Raw genomic sequence first — 14561 nt, 5'->3', positions numbered from 1 at the left:
ATGATAGTAATAGGCATTATTTTAATCGCCAAATCTAATCAATTTATTAATGATTATAAAAATAGGAGGGGTTGAGATGGAAAGTACGCCATACATTCAGACAGATTTACCGTCAAATCAATCCGTATTACAACAAAAATTGCAGATGAAACTAGACTACTTGACTAGTATTCAATCGGCGGTTGTTGCGGGGGACGACCGACAGGTATATGAACTATTAGATAGTCAAAAATACGATCTAAAAGTACGTCAAAAGTCTGAAGCAGAGACTAATCGACCATTATCAATTTTAGTTGATGATATGAAAGATGAACTGAGTCATCATTTGGGACAAAAGTTAATTAATTATTTATCTGAAAAATTCCCTTTCTTTTACTATGAAGAAACACAGTTAGGTGTTTTTCAGTTGTACTTTGGGAACTGGTGGGATCGGCGCCACTTTGGTATCCTAGATCCATTATCTGTTAAGTTTATTTTTAATGATGATGAATATGAAAAGCTTGTCAAGGCAGTAGAATTATCAGCACGTGGACAACGATATAACGCACAAGTTATTGAGGATACTACGCGAGCAAATGAAACATTGCAAAAAATCGTTGATGAACAAAATCAACGTGATGCAGAACGTACGCAACTGTTAGCACAATTATCAGCATCTGAGGAGCGTGGGGGCTTATTTGGTAACCGTGGTCAATCAGAACAACGTGAAGTCTTGAAAGAACGTTTAAAGCATTTGGATTCAGCAGATGCTAAAGCGCAAACGGTACCAGCGCTGATTGCTGAAAATAATACCCAAATCTTGAACTATTCAAAAGAAGATACGATTTTAATTTATGAGCAACGAGCAATTACGGATACTTTTGGTACGTTTGAGGCGTTTCAACAAGCAGTTGGTAATTTGTATGAAGAATATGTTGGTAGCTTAGCTATTGCTTCTGAGCAAGGAGGTGTTTAAAATGACTGAACACCTACAAAAACGAGTTGATTCATATGTTAATATTCTGGCCGATGATATTGGTCGAATTCAGCAATTGTTGGCGCAAGTTAATGAATTAGCCAATGCAAATGATCCTAAGAAAGTACATTTGCTGGCACAACAGCTAACAACAGCAACGCTTGATACTGAATGGGTCGTTGTACCACGTCAATACTCGCAAGCAGATTGGTATATGTTAGCACTTGATCGTCTGCTTAGTTTTGCAAAAGTCTCAGGGTACGATGTTTTAACACCGGCAGATCGTGAAGAATTAACGCTTGTATTTCCAGAACTGGATGTACCAGCAACTTTCCAATTTGAAGTTAATCAAGACCAAAATGGGGGCGCTTATTTTAAAGAGTTAGGAACTGACAAGCGTTTATTCTATTGGTCATTAACTCGGAAACAAATTTTCTTTAACGCAGAAGCCATTACGGATTTGTTGGTGGAAAATTTCCGTAAAAAAACAACGGTTACTCGTATTCGGCCACTTGTCACGCTATTAACTGATTTCGGTCGGTATATGGCAACAACATTTGGTTATCAAGTGGATTACAATATTTTGGAAACAACAGATGATTTCTTATATCCATTACGCCAAAAAGAAATGCCTGCAGGAATCTTAGACCGGCTATTTGTATTATCGGCCGATTCAGATTATTTCTTACAAGCAATTCCAAATGGTGCAGGATTAGTTTTGGAAAATAATGTTGAAGTTCGTGTCTTTTATGTTAACGATGCCACAGCAACTGATGCACAAAGGTGGCATTTCCAAGTTATCGACGGCAAGGATAGTGTGTCATGGTTGGATGTCCTATTGGATTATGACTTTATTGGCGCTTGGTACTTGGTTGAAAGACGGTATATTGAGATTGAAAGTGCACCGCTTGTATTTGATCAGGACTTAAAAGAAGTAGCCGCACACGAAGAAGCAGTGACCCAAAAGGACACAGTGCAACCAGAAGTATTGTCTCCGCAACCGCTCACTACATCAGAGGAGTCGTAGTCATATGACGGAGTTAGATATTGCGAAGTATTTGCGACAAACTAGAGTCATGATGCACGATGTCAGTGTACAATGGGAAACACCAATTGGTCCGAAACAAGTTTTGCTGAATGACTATTTGAATTTAGATGTTAGTTTAAGTGAACTAGCAATCAAAACGCAGTCAGTGCTAATAAATGTACCTGGGCAACAGCCTTTATGTAATGAACAAGAAATCTTAGCTTTATATAGTCAGGCTTTTGTACAGTTTTTAACAATCAGTTTGAAACAACAGTGGACGCATTTAATGGTCATGACTGATGAAGACATTGCACAATTTGAACGTTTTCCACAAAGGCATTTGGCACATCAATTTATGGGCATTAAGACGATGTTGCTAAATAGCTATCATCAAAAGCGACAATCAGATTTTTCGCATGCTTGGCGTTCCTTTTTGAAATTGGGATTAGTGGAGTTGAAAATTTCGCAACATGATCTCCATCTCGCAGTTCAGGAAAATTTTAATGACAACTATGCTTGATTCATTATGCAAATAAACGTACAATAGATGAGGCGGATGCATATTTGCTCCATCTATTTGATATGCAACTGTAGCACAACTGGATAGTGCACTCGGTTTCTACCCGAGCGGTTGTGGGTTCGAGTCCCACCAGTTGCATTTTGATACATTTTAATAAATTATTGAGAACCCTTGATATACCGGCTTAAATGTTGATACATCAAGGGTTTTCTTTAGTTTTAAACAGTATTTTAAGTGTCATCAAATATCATCAAATATCAACGAAAATCACGAAATTTACTGCCGATTTACTGCAAGTTTTCTAGCAGAGAAACCGAGTGTTCATCCTCGATTGAGCGTGTTCTATCAAGCATGTGTGTGTAAACTTTTAGCGTCATTGAAACAGATTGATGTCCTAGACGAGCAGAAACGTATTGAATGTCAACTCCGTGAGATAATAACCAACTAGCGTGTGTATGTCGTAAACCATGAAATGAAATTATTTTAGGCGAGTGGGTAAGTTCTAACAGTCGTTTTAAACGTTTGTTTGCACTGGCGCTTGTAATTGGTCGTTTGTCGCCAAAAACAAAGTCAGCGGAGCTATGAGACGGTTTCCAACTGAATAAATCGTTTAGTACATTCTGTGGTACGCTCACGGTGCGCCGTGAAGCTCTGGTCTTAGGCTCTTTGATATTTCTTTCAAACTGATCCCATGCTTTGTTAATGTCGATTGCACCAGTTTTAATATCAGACCAAGTAAGCCCTGCTAACTCTTCATAGCGTGCACCAGTGTTCAACGCTAGTAAAATCATTTCATCAGAGTCAACACGTTCAGGCAAGGGTATTTCTTGAATATAATTAACCAACGCTTTCATTTGTGGCTCTTCTAGATATTTCAATTCTGCTGATTTATCGTCTTTTCCAATTGCATTTAGTCCATTCATGGGGTCTTTAAAAATCAACTCATCATAGATAGCCGATTTAATTGCTTCATGGAGTAGTGAGCGTGTTTTTCTGACAGTAGCCGTGGCATACTTTTCGCCTAATGTGTTAAGAAACTTTTGTGCAATAGGGCGTGTGAGACCTTGCAATGTGACTGCTGGCAGATATTGACGTAAATACGTCTCAATATGTGCATACCATTTGTAGGTAGCGGGGGCTTTATCTTTCTTATATACCGTGTACCAACTATGAAAATAATCAGCTAACGGCTGGTCTTTTGCCATGCTAACGCCATGAGTTTGCTTTTCAGCTTCCATTTTGGTTGCCCACGCTTTGGCGTTTGATTTCGTCTTAAAACCCGATTTGGTTTTCGTCTTGAACCCTGTATCGGTTTTTACAGATATACTGGCAGCCCAACCTTTGTTACGCCTATATATACTCGCCATATTAATTTAAACCTAACCTCTCTTGAAAAAATATAGATAGTTTAAAGACGTACCTAGGTCTGTTATAATAGATACGTTAAATAAAAGCGCAGAAATCTTCGCTTTGTTAATATGGGAATGCACGTACACACTTGTTTGGCGATAGGGGTGTGCGTGTTTTTTATTTGTTATTGAACGCCATCATCAGATGATGTACTTTGTGCTGGTTGTGCTTTGGCATCTTTCATTGCTTGCTCAATAGCAATTTTTTGTTTAGCAATTAACTTACCACCATCACCTTTGTGAGCCTTCAAATTAACCTTTACAGTCTCACTATCAAGTTCATAGGCAATGGCATTTGATGCCGTACCATTTTTCTTGATAGTTTCAGTTTGTGTATCTAAGAATTGTTCATCAGGTAAACTACCAACCTCAAGTTCATTTACTTGTGACTTACTAGTATCTTGATAAACACTGAACACGGCTAACCAAGCGCTAATTGGATCAATCTCTTTATTTGTTTTATTGGTGGTGTCATACCAGAAAGCAATTACTGGCTTTTTGCCGTATTCATTACCTTTTTGCCCGACTGGAATAACTTTCCAACTAGTAATTTTAATGTCAATGTCACGCAACTTAACGGTTCTACCATCAGTTAGTTTCTTAGCTTTTTTATGTTTTTTTGCTGCAGAAACAACATTATTGTTAGATACAGCAGCAATTGTTCCCAACGAGCCGCTTCCCAAAGTAACTGCAACTAACGTTACTGCGCCCATTTTAAATAATTTGTTCATAACCTTAACCCCAAAAGTTTTTAACGTGGATCATTATTGCACGTATTTTATATTTCTTTAATTATATCTTTAACAACAGACTCAAACCATGACGGCAATTTAAAGCATTCCATAAAGTAGGCGTAATTGCGATACTCCAGTGGCGTTTCGTTGTACATTAACTTAGCTAGTAAGGTTATCATGCCTTTATTAGCTATGATTTCGGCTTCATTTTTAAACCCCATTGAAAAATGGTAAAGCATTGGTTCATCACTACCATAAATTACGTGAGAAAGTTCGTGAGCTTTTCTAGCTACAATAGGGTAAGGCGTTTTAAAGTTTGTGTTTATGACAATAACCGGTGGTTTCTTATCTCTAATGACTACTACATCAGGATCATCTTCATTGAAATTAGCATACTCCAATAAAATACCAGATGAGTAGATGAGTTTATCAATTTGCTTTTCGATTTCGTACATATATTATTCCTTATCGCCATCAATTAAATTTAAAATATCCAAAAGACCACGCTTTGCTTTATCAGATAATTCACGTCCCTGAAATTTCATAACAACTCCTTTATCTGATAATGCCTTATCCAAGTCAATAACATTATCTGAATTTTTACTTACATTTTCAGTGTTGCCTAAAAGGTAATCAACTGAAACGCCTAATACGTTAGCCACTTTTGAAAGACTGTCAGCAGAAGGGGTTTTCTTTTTCCAAGAATAAATGATATTTTGCTTTAAGTTCGCTTTGTCATTTAGTTGATTGAGTGATAAACCACGTTGCTTAGCGGTAATTTTAATTCGTTCAAACGTTGTCATGTAGCATTTCTCCTATATGAACAACAAAATACAACAACAATAGTTTAAAAAAGTTGACATGTTTAAACTATTGTTATAGAATTTAGTTATTCAAGTAATAAGCAACAAAAAACAAGCAATTATCAAACGTACTTTTGGCGAGGTAAACATGATAAATGTAGTTATTTATTGCGGTTTTTAACTATGCCTAAATTTTAAACTTTAGTTGTATTTTAGTCAAGTAAAATTACTTGAAAATTAAACAGGAGGTTAGACTAATGAGCATTAAGGAAGCAAACAAAACTTTGTTTGATGCACGAAAAGCCTTTAAAGACTATATCGAGTACAAACAAATTAGTGTTGATGAATTAGCCACTTACATCGGTAAGACACAATCGTATGTTTATCAATTGTTGGGTGGACAAGCCAATAACCGCCAAGCATATGTATATGTAAACAAGTTATTCACTTATACAAACTATGACGGCGAAAATTGGTTGGAACTATAAGGAGAAAGCATGGAACAAGATGAAATCAAAATTATTAAACACGTAACGGTATACGGACTAGATGAACTAAAAAACCTGTCCGAAACACCGACAAAACAGTGCGAACAGGTTAGTGAGACTATTAATAAAATCAATTCACTGGAAGTTACTTTTTCAGTAGATGACTAATTAAAAGTCAAATAAGTATTGTCAATATTTTGAACAATATGGCCACTATCTTTAACTTCAGAAACTATTTCGCCGGCAGTTAAAGATGGATAGTCAGCTAGGCGAATGCTTGCCTGACCATTTACATGTTTAACAGTATTGCGTAGTGAAGTATCTAGTTGGTGCCGAAGATCATGAAGTTCTAATTCTTTTTTGGGTGTAATTGCCATGGTAGTAGCTCCTTTCAAAGTGACGAGACATTACGGTCCTCGATATTAAGTATAACAAAATAATGAAAATACGAAAAATATGACAATATATTAATTCTAATTTTGATAGTGAACATCATTCACGTTATCCAATTAATGTGGATTGACCATAGATAGGAGGAAATCATGGAACAAGAAAATCAAGATTTAGATGATTTGGCAGCATATGAAAGTGGCTTCTCGATTGACGAGCGATTAGCAGGAAGAGAAATTGCCAAAATTTTGAGAGAGAAAAACTTCTCTTATAAACAAAAAAGTAAAGTACTTCATTTTGTGGATAAAGCACTTTATACGGTATTGGTTAACGACAATACGAGTCGAAATAATTTTCTAGATGAACCTTCGAAGGAACAAAAAGAACTTATGCGAATAGCAAGAGATAAAACTCTTTCATTTAATTCGAGAGTTGAAGCAATCAAAAAACTAGATGTTTAATTTTTCAAGAACACTATCAACGATTTCTTCAGTTAAACCAGTCAGCAGTTGACCGGTTTTAGAACTTTCAGTTAATTGATGATCCTTCAAAAAAGATAAACACGTTGTCAAGGCAGCATATCTAATCAAAGTTTCTTCCTTTGACATTATATCCTCAGACATTTTACTTTCTCCTTTCATTAGGACTAAGCAAATGAGCCAGTAAAACAATTATATCAATAAAGAAAGCAGGAAATAGCATGACAAATAATGTAAAAGTATTTGATTTTAAACAATCAAATATCCGCACTATTGAAATTGAAGATGAAGTTTGGTTTGTAGCTACTGATGTGGCAAATACATTAAACCTAAGCAATACAACAATGGCGCTTAATAGATTAGATGATGATGAACGGTCTAAGTTTAACTTAGGGCGTCAGGGTGAGGTAAATATCATTAGTGAAGCTGGTTTATATAGCTTTATCGGATCAAGCCGTAAGAAAGAAGCTAAGAAATTCATGCGCTGGGTAAATCATGAGGTGTTGCCTAGCATTCGCAAGACTGGAAGTTATCAATCAAAACCAGTATCAGCGACTCAACAAGCAAGACTTGCTTTAGAAGCAAGTGTGGAGCTTGATGATCGAGTGACAAAGTTAGAGGAAAACGTGGTAATTAACCCTACCGATTACGGAACTATCGGAGTTGAAGTGAACCGTAGAGTAAATGGCTATGTGCAGTTACACCATATTCCAAAAGAGAACAGACATCTATTGTTTGAAGATTTAAACGGTCAGATTAAGAAAATTACCGGTGCAAGAAATCGTTCACGAATTAAATCAAAAGATTATGGCATGGTTATGGACTTCATAGAGCGTTGGCAACCAACAACTGCAACGGTAATGCAGGCTGAACAAACAGAATTGGATGTGTAGTCTATGAGCGAAATGATTAATCAAAAACAAGCTAGTGAAATGTTGGGTATGTGTGTGAATACGTTCAAAAAAACTATCCAACACACGCCACTGTTTGAACGCAATGTGCCAAATAAAATGCCTAATTCTCGTATATACAAATACAAGAAATCAGACATGGAACGGTATATGAAACTAAATGGTTGGAATTAGAAAGGAATAAGACATGGCAGAAGCAGCATTCTTTTGGAAGTTGGTAATAGAAGCATTGCCACCAGCAATTGCATTGACAACGGTAATCATGACGATTGCTTTGGTTATTCGCAACTACGGTGGGGCAATTGTTCGCTACATTGGGCGCTTCGTTAAGTGGTTCGTGATGATGATGTTCAACGAACCAGAGGCGGCTAAGCACACGACAAAGACGTGGCGACACCGCAACGAACAAACTAACTAATTAAACAAACGGTTGACCGTCGACACAGGTTGAGATGTGAAATAAAGATTTTACACGGGTCCATATACGCATCTTAGCCGGTGTGGGCGGTCAACCAGAAAGGAATAACAATGGCGAATAAACATCAAAATTTAACTGATGAATATGAAGAGCGTTATCAGAGGTTTGCTAAGATACGCAATAAATGGCCAAACATCAAAAATAGTAACCGCAGTCGCTTTCTTGCTGTGATTGCCAAAGAGTTAAAAGTAACGCCCAATACGTTGCGTTCTAAGTTATATGAAGGTCGTTGGCAGAGTGAACAAAAAAACGCCTAATCATTTGGAGTGATCAGACGTTGGGTAATTTAGGCTTTGGAGACAAAATTACCCTCTAAGAATAACACGGAGAACGATATATGACAAAAAATATGAAACGTGGGCTGTACTAGATACAGGCAAGGAGGTTCATTATTTTGAAAACTCATATCATGACGATTGGTGTAAAGCACCAAATACAACGTATATCAAGTTTCAACAATTAGTGGAGGAATCAAATCATGAATGAAGTACAAGCAGTACAAAAGCAATTAAATAATCCAAAAGTACAGGAAAAATTCAATCAAATTTTAGATAAACAAGGACCATCATTTGTAGCGGGGTTATCAACATTGCTTAACAACAATGAATTGTTGGCTAAAGCGGGAACAAATAAGATTGTCACGGCTGCCTTAAAAGCAGCAGCATTGGATTTGAGTTTACTACCAGACCTAGGGGAAGCTTATGTCATTCCTTATGAGAAAAAACGTAAGGTCGGTGGCAAGTGGGAAACGGTAGATGTTGATGTCAATTTACAACTTGGCTATCGTGGCTTAATCAAGCTCGTTCAAAATACTGGTCGTGTCGGTAAAGTGGCTGGTATTGAAATTTATGAAGCCAACAAGCCTAAATATAACCGTATCTATGGTGAACTGACCATTGGTAATTCTGAATATGATCCAGATATTGATGAACCTAGTGATGTTGTTGGATATTTAGCCTATTACTATCTAGACGATAAACGAATTGAAAACTATTGGAGCAAGGCAAAAGTATTGAAGCATGTCGAAAAGTTTTCACAATCTTGGGACACCTATAATAAACAAATTCGTCCTAAAAGTGCTTGGGGAACAAACTTTGATGCGATGGCAATTAAGACGGTTATTAAAGACTTACTAAAGTATGCGCCTAAATCACAACAGGCATCTGAAGCCATTTCTAATGATGATCGTTCGGACAGACGTGATGTAACGCCAGTAGAACAACCAACGGTTGAGGATACACCAGTGATTAATGTTCCTGAAGAAACTGTTGAAACGCCTCAAGATGATGAACCAGTAAAAGAAACTTCACAACAAGCAAACTCAACAACAGCTGATACACCGGCTAAAGGATTTGATGATAATGCTGCTGACGATTTTCTTAAAGGTTTAGATATTTAGGGGGGATAAAAACATGAAAACTGTTGATACTGATTTAGTTGAAATTAAAGGTGATCAATTATTTGGTGCCAAAGAATTTTTGGAACAATTACAAGGCATTCAGGCATTTGATGTGTCGACCAATACAGAGTTAGCGCAAGCTAAAAAACAACGTGCAGTTGTAGCAAAGGTTAAACCATTTATTAAGAAATTGCATAAGCAATATCAGGAAGAAAAAGAGGCCGAATTTAGAGAGCATAACCCTGAATTTGCACTTATTGAGGAATTAACCAATGACCTGTTAGCAGATTTTGATGACGAGATTAAACCCTATGTAGCATCAATTAAAGGGCAACGATTAGAACGTATCCAACCAATGATAGATGAAATATCAGGTAACTACCATTTGGAATCTTATACTGCTCCTGCAGAATATGCCAACGAAGAATATTGGACCCAAACAAATAACCCAGCTAAAAAGCTAGAAAAGAAAATTGTTGATGATGTTCGTATTCGTGAATTTGAGCAACGCAAGCAAGCTGCAGCTGAAGCAAGTGATCAGCGAAAAGATAAGCATTTAAAGGATGTGATTCGTGACATTGTGTCAGGAATTGACCGTGAAGCACTTTATGACGGTAATGATGTGATTAAGATGCTGATACCACTTAGTGAGTTTATCAAGGAAGATCAGCAATAACTCAGAATTGGAGAAATATCATGCCAATTAAGAGAGCTAATCGCAAAGGTAATTTTGCTCAAATTCCAAATGAAACCCTTCAGGATAAGAATTTAACAAACAGTGCTTATAGATTACTGATGTATATGCTTTCGATGGCGGATGGTTGGATATTTCGAAATAGCAAAATTGCCAAAGATTTAGGTCATAACGAACGATGGGTAATGAATAACTTGGCTGAACTTGAAAAAGCAGGCTATGTTAAACGAACACCTATCAGAAATGACCGTGGTCAAATTACTGAATGGGAACGAGTAATTTATGATTTACCACCTGTCGCAAAAGAGACACCTGGTAAACATTGATGTACAGGCATTACCCAGGTGTCGCATTTGCTACATGTAGTAAAAGGACACCCTAACAATACTAATTATTTAACAATACTAATTATTAATAATACTAAGGTGGTGTTAGCTAGAGTGAGTCTCATCTCAATAGGGAATTTTATACGTTCACTCACTAACAAAAAGGATAAATAAAATGATTAATCAAAAAAGAATCATGATCGAGTGGGAGAAAGCAGAATTACCAATTAACGATAAGACCTATGGAGATGTTTCAGGCATTTATAGTGACTTATCTAGTAATGCTGATAATGAATTAGAAGCCAATAAGATGTTTATTCTCGCAATTCGTAAAGCTGCCATGAACGGAGCAAGTACTGGTTTATCCGTCCAAAACAATGTTAGTAGATGGTTAAATGCTGGAGCTACTAATGCAGAGGCAGTAGGAAAATATGAAGATGATTTACAACGAAGGAGACAAAAAGGACGTTTTGGTCAGCCAATTAAACAGGAAAGTAAAGTTCTAGCACCAACAAGTGATGAGATTACACAACAAAATGAACGTTGGGCCAAAGAGCTTGGCTATGAAAATGTTAAGGCAATGGCAAAAGGCACCCATGACATATTTATAAATTTAAGAAAAACTCGTGCAGAGCGATTGGCAAATAAACCCAAAACTGGATTAACGGCCAACGGTAACCGAGTATTAAAGAGGTTTTAATGGCAAAGATAGTAATTCCATTGAGTGCATTTATTTTGCCAATGAAAAAGCAGGGCAAAATGCGGTTAGTAAAAATGACATTGAACAATTGGATCATGATTCATGGTATGAAAGCAGGTAGAATAATTGCTAATAAACGCAAACATCAGATTCAAGCAAAAATCATACCACTGGTTGACCAGAGAATTGTTGACGGACTTGACCCAATTGGCAAGTACACGAAATTTCATTTTGAGTGGTACTTCCCTGACAGACGAACGGACTTAGACAACTGGACCTTTACGCACAAATTCATTTTTGACGCCTTTCAGGCCAGTTCAATCCGAGGTCAGGTATTTATGCCAAATGACAATTTAAACTTCGTGGTGGCCACGTATGACGATTTTATGGGGGTTGATAAGGACGACCCAAGAGTTGAAATAGATTGGAACAGCGAAAATGGGTGAAAAATACGAAAGACAATACGCAAAGTTTGCTGATTATTACACGCAAGGCTGGTCGATTGAAAAAATCGCCAAGCATAAGGGGAAGAGCCAAGAACGGTTAAAAAGTGGTGATTATCGGGTCCGCTATCGTAAAGAACACGACATAGCGCAGTCGAGGCCAAAGGATGAATTCAAAATTGATACTAAGAAAATGTTTGAGTTAATTCACATACTCGAATCACGGTACAACATTGATAGCTGGGAGAATGGCTACAAAATTCATTTTGATGATGCCCATGTGCCAGATTATGATCCACAAATGATTGAACTCAGAAGAGTGGTTAATGGTAAATAAAGCAACAGCCAAGGGTGAAAAGACTGCAAGTCCGTATAGAAATGAAAAATATTGCACCAGGTAAATTAGCAATGCTCCTCATAGCTTTGTTAACAATTGTTGGGATAATTTGCGAAACCATAATTGAGGTGGTGGGCTAATGAAGCAGAACAAAGTAGATACTGATGAAACAGTAATTCAAAAAGATAAAAGTACCATTCGTGGTGAACATGAGCTAGATGCTCTAGTTCGTCAAGCAATTATGAATATCAAGACGAAACACGATAAAGATTTGGACCGTATTAGTGAAGATTTGACGTTCACGATGGTTGGGCTATGCATTGTAGCTGTGTTGCTACTCATAACAGCTATCTTCCTGATATTTGTAATTAATCGGGTGGGGTTATGACGACAACTGTAATTGGGTTATTAATAATTTTGTGCATGGTGCTAGGCATAATTCTAGTATTAATGATTAGCAAATCGGGAGGTATGTGGTGATGGAAAACAAAATGAAGATTAGCAAGGAAGCATATGATGCGTTGGTAGAGTGGAAATCTAGTAACGGGCTAGTTCGTAGTTTTATCAGTTCATTTGATATTCATGATTTGCCACTAGTAGTTAAAGAGTGGTGGAATAATTCGTGTAATGGGACTCCTGGAAGCAATAATCGCCTCATCGCAATCATTCGTTGGGTGAATGGCGAAGATGTGTTTGAAGTCGAGAAACAAAAGAAATGGATTGTGAGGAGTAAAAAGGTGGGCGACAATAATAGGCATTCCTATGTTCGATTGGTTATCAGTTCATCTGAATTAACTAATGCAACTGTAGAATTTGACTATGATTGGGCTACCTATTTTGATACCCGTGAAGAAGCTGAGAGTTGGGCTAATGCTCATCAGGAAGTGGTTCAAGTAGAGGTGGACTAATGATTAGATTTTATAGTGCAGCTTTCGTGGAACATGGTCAGTTACATTCAATTCATCAAGATGTACACATGACAGCTGAAGAAGCAACAGATTTGTTAGACAAACGTACGATAATTTATGGCGATAATTACGGATTTCTACCAGTAGCGTTTGATTTAGCTGAAAACGGTCAGGAGGAAGGCTAATGGTGGATAAAGCATAGTAACTCTTAAAAATATTTCTTGAAAAATTAGTAACAATTAAGGTATTGTGGTAGTTGCGGTTTAAAAATTAGTTATAGTTAAATTAATTGAAAAAGAGGATAGATCAATGAGTTATTTAAGGTGGTTAGGGAAAGAGTTAAGAAGTATTAATACAGCTGGTGGAATCATGCTGGCATTCATTATTGGAGTACAGTTGGCGTTCTATTTATCAGCACCTATTACAGGACTATCAACAATTACACTGGTCGCAACACTGGTAGGTTCAGCATGTACAGTTTACATGATGATTGGTAAGCCAATTAATGGACTGCTAGGACTAATCAGTGCAATTGGATTCATCTATATCAATTGGACGGCAGGACATTATGCTAGTGTGTTAGATCAGTTGGTATTTATTGCATTAATTGATTTGCCACTTATATTCACTTGGAAAACATGGGGACATAAGATTGAGAACGGTGTGAAGTTCTTAAGCAAGACAGGTTGGATATTGACATTAGGTTTTATCTTAATCGCTTGGTATCCAATGATGATGGCTTATACAGCGCTAGGAGACAGCAATCCACTATGGGACAGTATTGTGTTGATTATTGGAGCAACTGCTAGTTTGTATGTTTTCAAAGGATACGGGGATAGTTACACGCTTTGGTTGTTGTCTGACTTTGTCAATATTGCCTTATGGGTGTCAGCATTATTTGCAGGCTATTCAGCAAGTTCTTTACCTATGTTACTAACTATGAGTTTCTACCTAGCAACTGCCGTATACGGACGCTTTTGGAGTATTTGGCGAGGTAATAAGCGATGAATAGTTGATATGCAAATTATCAATGTATGTTAGAACTTTCGTATAAATGAGAAAGAGGATTTTTATGATTAATGTTAAAAGTTTAGTAGCCAAGCAACTAGAGTCACTTCTAGAAGAAGAAAAGAATGTCGTTACCAACCTTGCCAATGCATCTGCCTTGATTTTTCAGAGTTATGAAAATGTTAATTGGGCAGGATTTTATATCTATAATTCTGAAACTAACGAGTTAGATTTATGACCATTTCAAGGTAATGTTGCATGCATACATATTAAACCAGGATCAGGAGTAGTAGGAACAGCTTTTGAGAAAAAAACAAGTATCATTGTTCCGGATGTTCATGAGTTCGCTGGTCATATTGCGTGTGATGCAAATAGCAAGTCAGAGTTAGTAGTTCCCCTTTTTAAAAATGACAAAATTTACGGTGTTATTGATATTGATTCACCGTCATTAGATCGTTTTAGCAGTATTGAACAAGAAGAAGTTGAAGAATTAGCTGTAGTATTATCAGAACATGTCTAACAATTCCATTTTGATACCATTAGTTTCAAAGT

The 14561-nt window shown here is 36.9% G+C and carries 25 protein-coding genes, 1 tRNA gene and 1 pseudogene; 21 read left to right on the top strand and 6 right to left on the bottom strand.

Features of this window, described 5'->3' with window-relative positions; translation table 11 throughout:
- Positions 1-76: 76 nt before the first annotated feature.
- From ACQ4QH_RS07680 to ACQ4QH_RS07665, 4 genes are all read left to right on the top strand, one after another.
- The gene (locus tag ACQ4QH_RS07680; protein WP_439818413.1) at positions 77-955 is read left to right on the top strand and encodes a hypothetical protein; all 879 of its coding nucleotides are present in this window, start codon (positions 77-79) and stop codon (positions 953-955) included.
- Position 956: 1 nt separating this feature from the next.
- Positions 957-1982 (top strand): hypothetical protein, encoded by a 1026-nt coding sequence (locus ACQ4QH_RS07675; protein ID WP_439818412.1) that lies wholly within the window; start codon positions 957-959, stop codon positions 1980-1982.
- Positions 1983-1986: 4 nt separating this feature from the next.
- Positions 1987-2502, top strand: coding sequence for a dUTPase (locus tag ACQ4QH_RS07670; RefSeq protein ID WP_439818411.1), 516 nt, complete (start codon positions 1987-1989; stop codon positions 2500-2502).
- A gap of 64 nt (positions 2503-2566) precedes the next feature.
- Positions 2567-2640: transfer RNA gene (locus ACQ4QH_RS07665), tRNA-Arg, on the top strand.
- A gap of 149 nt (positions 2641-2789) precedes the next feature.
- Here the strand turns inward: ACQ4QH_RS07665 and ACQ4QH_RS07660 are convergent.
- From ACQ4QH_RS07660 to ACQ4QH_RS07645, 4 genes are all read right to left on the bottom strand, one after another.
- Positions 2790-3869 carry a tyrosine-type recombinase/integrase gene (locus ACQ4QH_RS07660; protein WP_439818410.1) on the bottom strand — a complete coding sequence of 360 codons (1080 nt, stop codon included), beginning with the start codon at positions 3867-3869 and terminating at the stop codon, positions 2790-2792.
- A gap of 167 nt (positions 3870-4036) precedes the next feature.
- A complete protein-coding gene (locus ACQ4QH_RS07655; protein ID WP_439818409.1) occupies positions 4037-4642 on the bottom strand; it encodes a DUF5067 domain-containing protein in 606 nt (201 codons plus the stop codon).
- A 47-nt stretch (positions 4643-4689) separates the two neighbouring features.
- Positions 4690-5100, bottom strand: a complete 411-nt coding sequence (locus tag ACQ4QH_RS07650) for a hypothetical protein (protein WP_439818408.1) — start codon at positions 5098-5100, stop codon at positions 4690-4692.
- Between the two features lie 3 nt (positions 5101-5103).
- Positions 5104-5448 carry a helix-turn-helix domain-containing protein gene (locus tag ACQ4QH_RS07645; protein ID WP_439818407.1) on the bottom strand — a complete coding sequence of 115 codons (345 nt, stop codon included), beginning with the start codon at positions 5446-5448 and terminating at the stop codon, positions 5104-5106.
- 257 nt (positions 5449-5705) lie between these two features.
- Between ACQ4QH_RS07645 and ACQ4QH_RS07640 the strand changes: the two genes are divergently transcribed.
- Together ACQ4QH_RS07640 and ACQ4QH_RS07635 are read left to right on the top strand one after the other, a co-directional pair.
- Positions 5706-5936, top strand: a complete 231-nt coding sequence (locus ACQ4QH_RS07640; RefSeq protein ID WP_439818406.1) for a hypothetical protein — start codon at positions 5706-5708, stop codon at positions 5934-5936.
- A 9-nt stretch (positions 5937-5945) separates the two neighbouring features.
- The gene (locus ACQ4QH_RS07635; RefSeq protein WP_439818405.1) at positions 5946-6104 is read left to right on the top strand and encodes a hypothetical protein; all 159 of its coding nucleotides are present in this window, start codon (positions 5946-5948) and stop codon (positions 6102-6104) included.
- Here ACQ4QH_RS07635 and ACQ4QH_RS07630 read toward each other — a convergent pair.
- The gene (locus ACQ4QH_RS07630) at positions 6101-6313 is read right to left on the bottom strand and encodes a hypothetical protein (protein WP_439818404.1); all 213 of its coding nucleotides are present in this window, start codon (positions 6311-6313) and stop codon (positions 6101-6103) included. The genes ACQ4QH_RS07635 and ACQ4QH_RS07630 overlap by 4 nt on opposite strands.
- A gap of 165 nt (positions 6314-6478) precedes the next feature.
- Between ACQ4QH_RS07630 and ACQ4QH_RS07625 the strand changes: the two genes are divergently transcribed.
- On the top strand, positions 6479-6787 hold the full coding sequence (locus ACQ4QH_RS07625; RefSeq protein ID WP_439818403.1) for a hypothetical protein: 309 nt from the start codon (positions 6479-6481) through the stop codon (positions 6785-6787).
- On the opposite strand, the gene ACQ4QH_RS07620 is transcribed toward ACQ4QH_RS07625, so the two are convergent.
- Positions 6776-6949 carry a hypothetical protein gene (locus ACQ4QH_RS07620; RefSeq protein ID WP_439818402.1) on the bottom strand — a complete coding sequence of 58 codons (174 nt, stop codon included), beginning with the start codon at positions 6947-6949 and terminating at the stop codon, positions 6776-6778. The two genes, ACQ4QH_RS07625 and ACQ4QH_RS07620, sit on opposite strands and share 12 nt — an antisense overlap.
- A 77-nt stretch (positions 6950-7026) precedes the next feature.
- Between ACQ4QH_RS07620 and ACQ4QH_RS07615 the strand changes: the two genes are divergently transcribed.
- The 14 genes and pseudogenes from ACQ4QH_RS07615 (at position 7027) to ACQ4QH_RS07550 (ending at position 14529) form a co-directional block, all read left to right on the top strand.
- Complete coding sequence (locus ACQ4QH_RS07615; protein WP_439818401.1) at positions 7027-7698, top strand: BRO family protein; 672 nt, start codon at positions 7027-7029, stop codon at positions 7696-7698.
- Positions 7699-7903: 205 nt separating this feature from the next.
- The gene (locus ACQ4QH_RS07610) at positions 7904-8134 is read left to right on the top strand and encodes a hypothetical protein (protein ID WP_439818400.1); all 231 of its coding nucleotides are present in this window, start codon (positions 7904-7906) and stop codon (positions 8132-8134) included.
- A 110-nt stretch (positions 8135-8244) separates the two neighbouring features.
- Positions 8245-8451 carry a hypothetical protein gene (locus tag ACQ4QH_RS07605; protein ID WP_439818399.1) on the top strand — a complete coding sequence of 69 codons (207 nt, stop codon included), beginning with the start codon at positions 8245-8247 and terminating at the stop codon, positions 8449-8451.
- Positions 8452-8672: 221 nt separating this feature from the next.
- Positions 8673-9593 carry a recombinase RecT gene (locus ACQ4QH_RS07600; protein WP_439818398.1) on the top strand — a complete coding sequence of 307 codons (921 nt, stop codon included), beginning with the start codon at positions 8673-8675 and terminating at the stop codon, positions 9591-9593.
- A gap of 13 nt (positions 9594-9606) precedes the next feature.
- Positions 9607-10269: a hypothetical protein gene (locus ACQ4QH_RS07595; protein WP_439818397.1), complete on the top strand. Its 663-nt coding sequence runs from the start codon at positions 9607-9609 to the stop codon at positions 10267-10269.
- A 20-nt stretch (positions 10270-10289) separates the two neighbouring features.
- Complete coding sequence (locus ACQ4QH_RS07590; RefSeq protein WP_439818396.1) at positions 10290-10613, top strand: helix-turn-helix domain-containing protein; 324 nt, start codon at positions 10290-10292, stop codon at positions 10611-10613.
- A 175-nt stretch (positions 10614-10788) separates the two neighbouring features.
- Entirely contained in the window at positions 10789-11313 is a 525-nt protein-coding gene (locus tag ACQ4QH_RS07585; RefSeq protein WP_439818395.1) for a hypothetical protein, read from the top strand.
- The gene (locus ACQ4QH_RS07580) at positions 11313-11759 is read left to right on the top strand and encodes a dTDP-glucose pyrophosphorylase (protein WP_439818394.1); all 447 of its coding nucleotides are present in this window, start codon (positions 11313-11315) and stop codon (positions 11757-11759) included. Before ACQ4QH_RS07585 ends, ACQ4QH_RS07580 begins: the two co-directional genes overlap by 1 nt.
- Positions 11752-12093 carry a hypothetical protein gene (locus ACQ4QH_RS07575; protein WP_439818393.1) on the top strand — a complete coding sequence of 114 codons (342 nt, stop codon included), beginning with the start codon at positions 11752-11754 and terminating at the stop codon, positions 12091-12093. The genes ACQ4QH_RS07580 and ACQ4QH_RS07575 overlap by 8 nt, the downstream gene beginning before the upstream one ends.
- A 139-nt stretch (positions 12094-12232) precedes the next feature.
- Positions 12233-12481, top strand: a complete 249-nt coding sequence (locus tag ACQ4QH_RS07570) for a hypothetical protein (RefSeq protein WP_439818392.1) — start codon at positions 12233-12235, stop codon at positions 12479-12481.
- A gap of 91 nt (positions 12482-12572) precedes the next feature.
- Positions 12573-13001: a hypothetical protein gene (locus ACQ4QH_RS07565; RefSeq protein ID WP_439818391.1), complete on the top strand. Its 429-nt coding sequence runs from the start codon at positions 12573-12575 to the stop codon at positions 12999-13001.
- Positions 13001-13186, top strand: coding sequence for a hypothetical protein (locus ACQ4QH_RS07560; RefSeq protein WP_439818390.1), 186 nt, complete (start codon positions 13001-13003; stop codon positions 13184-13186). Before ACQ4QH_RS07565 ends, ACQ4QH_RS07560 begins: the two co-directional genes overlap by 1 nt.
- 124 nt (positions 13187-13310) lie before the next feature.
- Positions 13311-14009 carry a nicotinamide riboside transporter PnuC gene (gene pnuC / locus ACQ4QH_RS07555; RefSeq protein WP_439818389.1) on the top strand — a complete coding sequence of 233 codons (699 nt, stop codon included), beginning with the start codon at positions 13311-13313 and terminating at the stop codon, positions 14007-14009.
- A 64-nt stretch (positions 14010-14073) separates the two neighbouring features.
- Positions 14074-14529, top strand: a pseudogene (locus tag ACQ4QH_RS07550) (GAF domain-containing protein).
- Positions 14530-14561 lie beyond the last annotated feature (32 nt).

Origin of the sequence: Weissella paramesenteroides (genome assembly GCF_051903945.1) — a bacterium.
Lineage (GTDB): Bacteria > Bacillota > Bacilli > Lactobacillales > Lactobacillaceae > Weissella > Weissella paramesenteroides_A.
Note: the sequence above shows the minus strand (reverse complement) of the source record. Positions and strands in the feature narration are given on the sequence as shown.

Bases quoted from the DNA above. Each gene is read 5' to 3' on its own strand.
- ACQ4QH_RS07635 (WP_439818405.1), top strand. From the start codon at position 5,946: ATGGAACAAGATGAAATCAAAATTATTAAACACGTAACGGTATACGGA.
- ACQ4QH_RS07615 (WP_439818401.1), top strand. From the start codon at position 7,027: ATGACAAATAATGTAAAAGTATTTGATTTTAAACAATCAAATATCCGC.
- ACQ4QH_RS07605 (WP_439818399.1), top strand. From the start codon at position 8,245: ATGGCGAATAAACATCAAAATTTAACTGATGAATATGAAGAGCGTTAT.
- ACQ4QH_RS07655 (WP_439818409.1), bottom strand. From the start codon at position 4,642: ATGAACAAATTATTTAAAATGGGCGCAGTAACGTTAGTTGCAGTTACT.
- ACQ4QH_RS07565 (WP_439818391.1), top strand. From the start codon at position 12,573: ATGGAAAACAAAATGAAGATTAGCAAGGAAGCATATGATGCGTTGGTA.
- ACQ4QH_RS07585 (WP_439818395.1), top strand. From the start codon at position 10,789: ATGATTAATCAAAAAAGAATCATGATCGAGTGGGAGAAAGCAGAATTA.
- ACQ4QH_RS07600 (WP_439818398.1), top strand. From the start codon at position 8,673: ATGAATGAAGTACAAGCAGTACAAAAGCAATTAAATAATCCAAAAGTA.
- ACQ4QH_RS07670 (WP_439818411.1), top strand. From the start codon at position 1,987: ATGACGGAGTTAGATATTGCGAAGTATTTGCGACAAACTAGAGTCATG.
- ACQ4QH_RS07620 (WP_439818402.1), bottom strand. From the start codon at position 6,949: ATGTCTGAGGATATAATGTCAAAGGAAGAAACTTTGATTAGATATGCT.
- ACQ4QH_RS07640 (WP_439818406.1), top strand. From the start codon at position 5,706: ATGAGCATTAAGGAAGCAAACAAAACTTTGTTTGATGCACGAAAAGCC.
- ACQ4QH_RS07610 (WP_439818400.1), top strand. From the start codon at position 7,904: ATGGCAGAAGCAGCATTCTTTTGGAAGTTGGTAATAGAAGCATTGCCA.
- ACQ4QH_RS07575 (WP_439818393.1), top strand. From the start codon at position 11,752: ATGGGTGAAAAATACGAAAGACAATACGCAAAGTTTGCTGATTATTAC.
- pnuC (WP_439818389.1), top strand. From the start codon at position 13,311: ATGAGTTATTTAAGGTGGTTAGGGAAAGAGTTAAGAAGTATTAATACA.
- ACQ4QH_RS07675 (WP_439818412.1), top strand. From the start codon at position 957: ATGACTGAACACCTACAAAAACGAGTTGATTCATATGTTAATATTCTG.
- ACQ4QH_RS07650 (WP_439818408.1), bottom strand. From the start codon at position 5,100: ATGTACGAAATCGAAAAGCAAATTGATAAACTCATCTACTCATCTGGT.
- ACQ4QH_RS07570 (WP_439818392.1), top strand. From the start codon at position 12,233: ATGAAGCAGAACAAAGTAGATACTGATGAAACAGTAATTCAAAAAGAT.
- ACQ4QH_RS07590 (WP_439818396.1), top strand. From the start codon at position 10,290: ATGCCAATTAAGAGAGCTAATCGCAAAGGTAATTTTGCTCAAATTCCA.
- ACQ4QH_RS07625 (WP_439818403.1), top strand. From the start codon at position 6,479: ATGGAACAAGAAAATCAAGATTTAGATGATTTGGCAGCATATGAAAGT.
- ACQ4QH_RS07630 (WP_439818404.1), bottom strand. From the start codon at position 6,313: ATGGCAATTACACCCAAAAAAGAATTAGAACTTCATGATCTTCGGCAC.
- ACQ4QH_RS07560 (WP_439818390.1), top strand. From the start codon at position 13,001: ATGATTAGATTTTATAGTGCAGCTTTCGTGGAACATGGTCAGTTACAT.
- ACQ4QH_RS07580 (WP_439818394.1), top strand. From the start codon at position 11,313: ATGGCAAAGATAGTAATTCCATTGAGTGCATTTATTTTGCCAATGAAA.
- ACQ4QH_RS07680 (WP_439818413.1), top strand. From the start codon at position 77: ATGGAAAGTACGCCATACATTCAGACAGATTTACCGTCAAATCAATCC.
- ACQ4QH_RS07595 (WP_439818397.1), top strand. From the start codon at position 9,607: ATGAAAACTGTTGATACTGATTTAGTTGAAATTAAAGGTGATCAATTA.
- ACQ4QH_RS07660 (WP_439818410.1), bottom strand. From the start codon at position 3,869: ATGGCGAGTATATATAGGCGTAACAAAGGTTGGGCTGCCAGTATATCT.
- ACQ4QH_RS07645 (WP_439818407.1), bottom strand. From the start codon at position 5,448: ATGACAACGTTTGAACGAATTAAAATTACCGCTAAGCAACGTGGTTTA.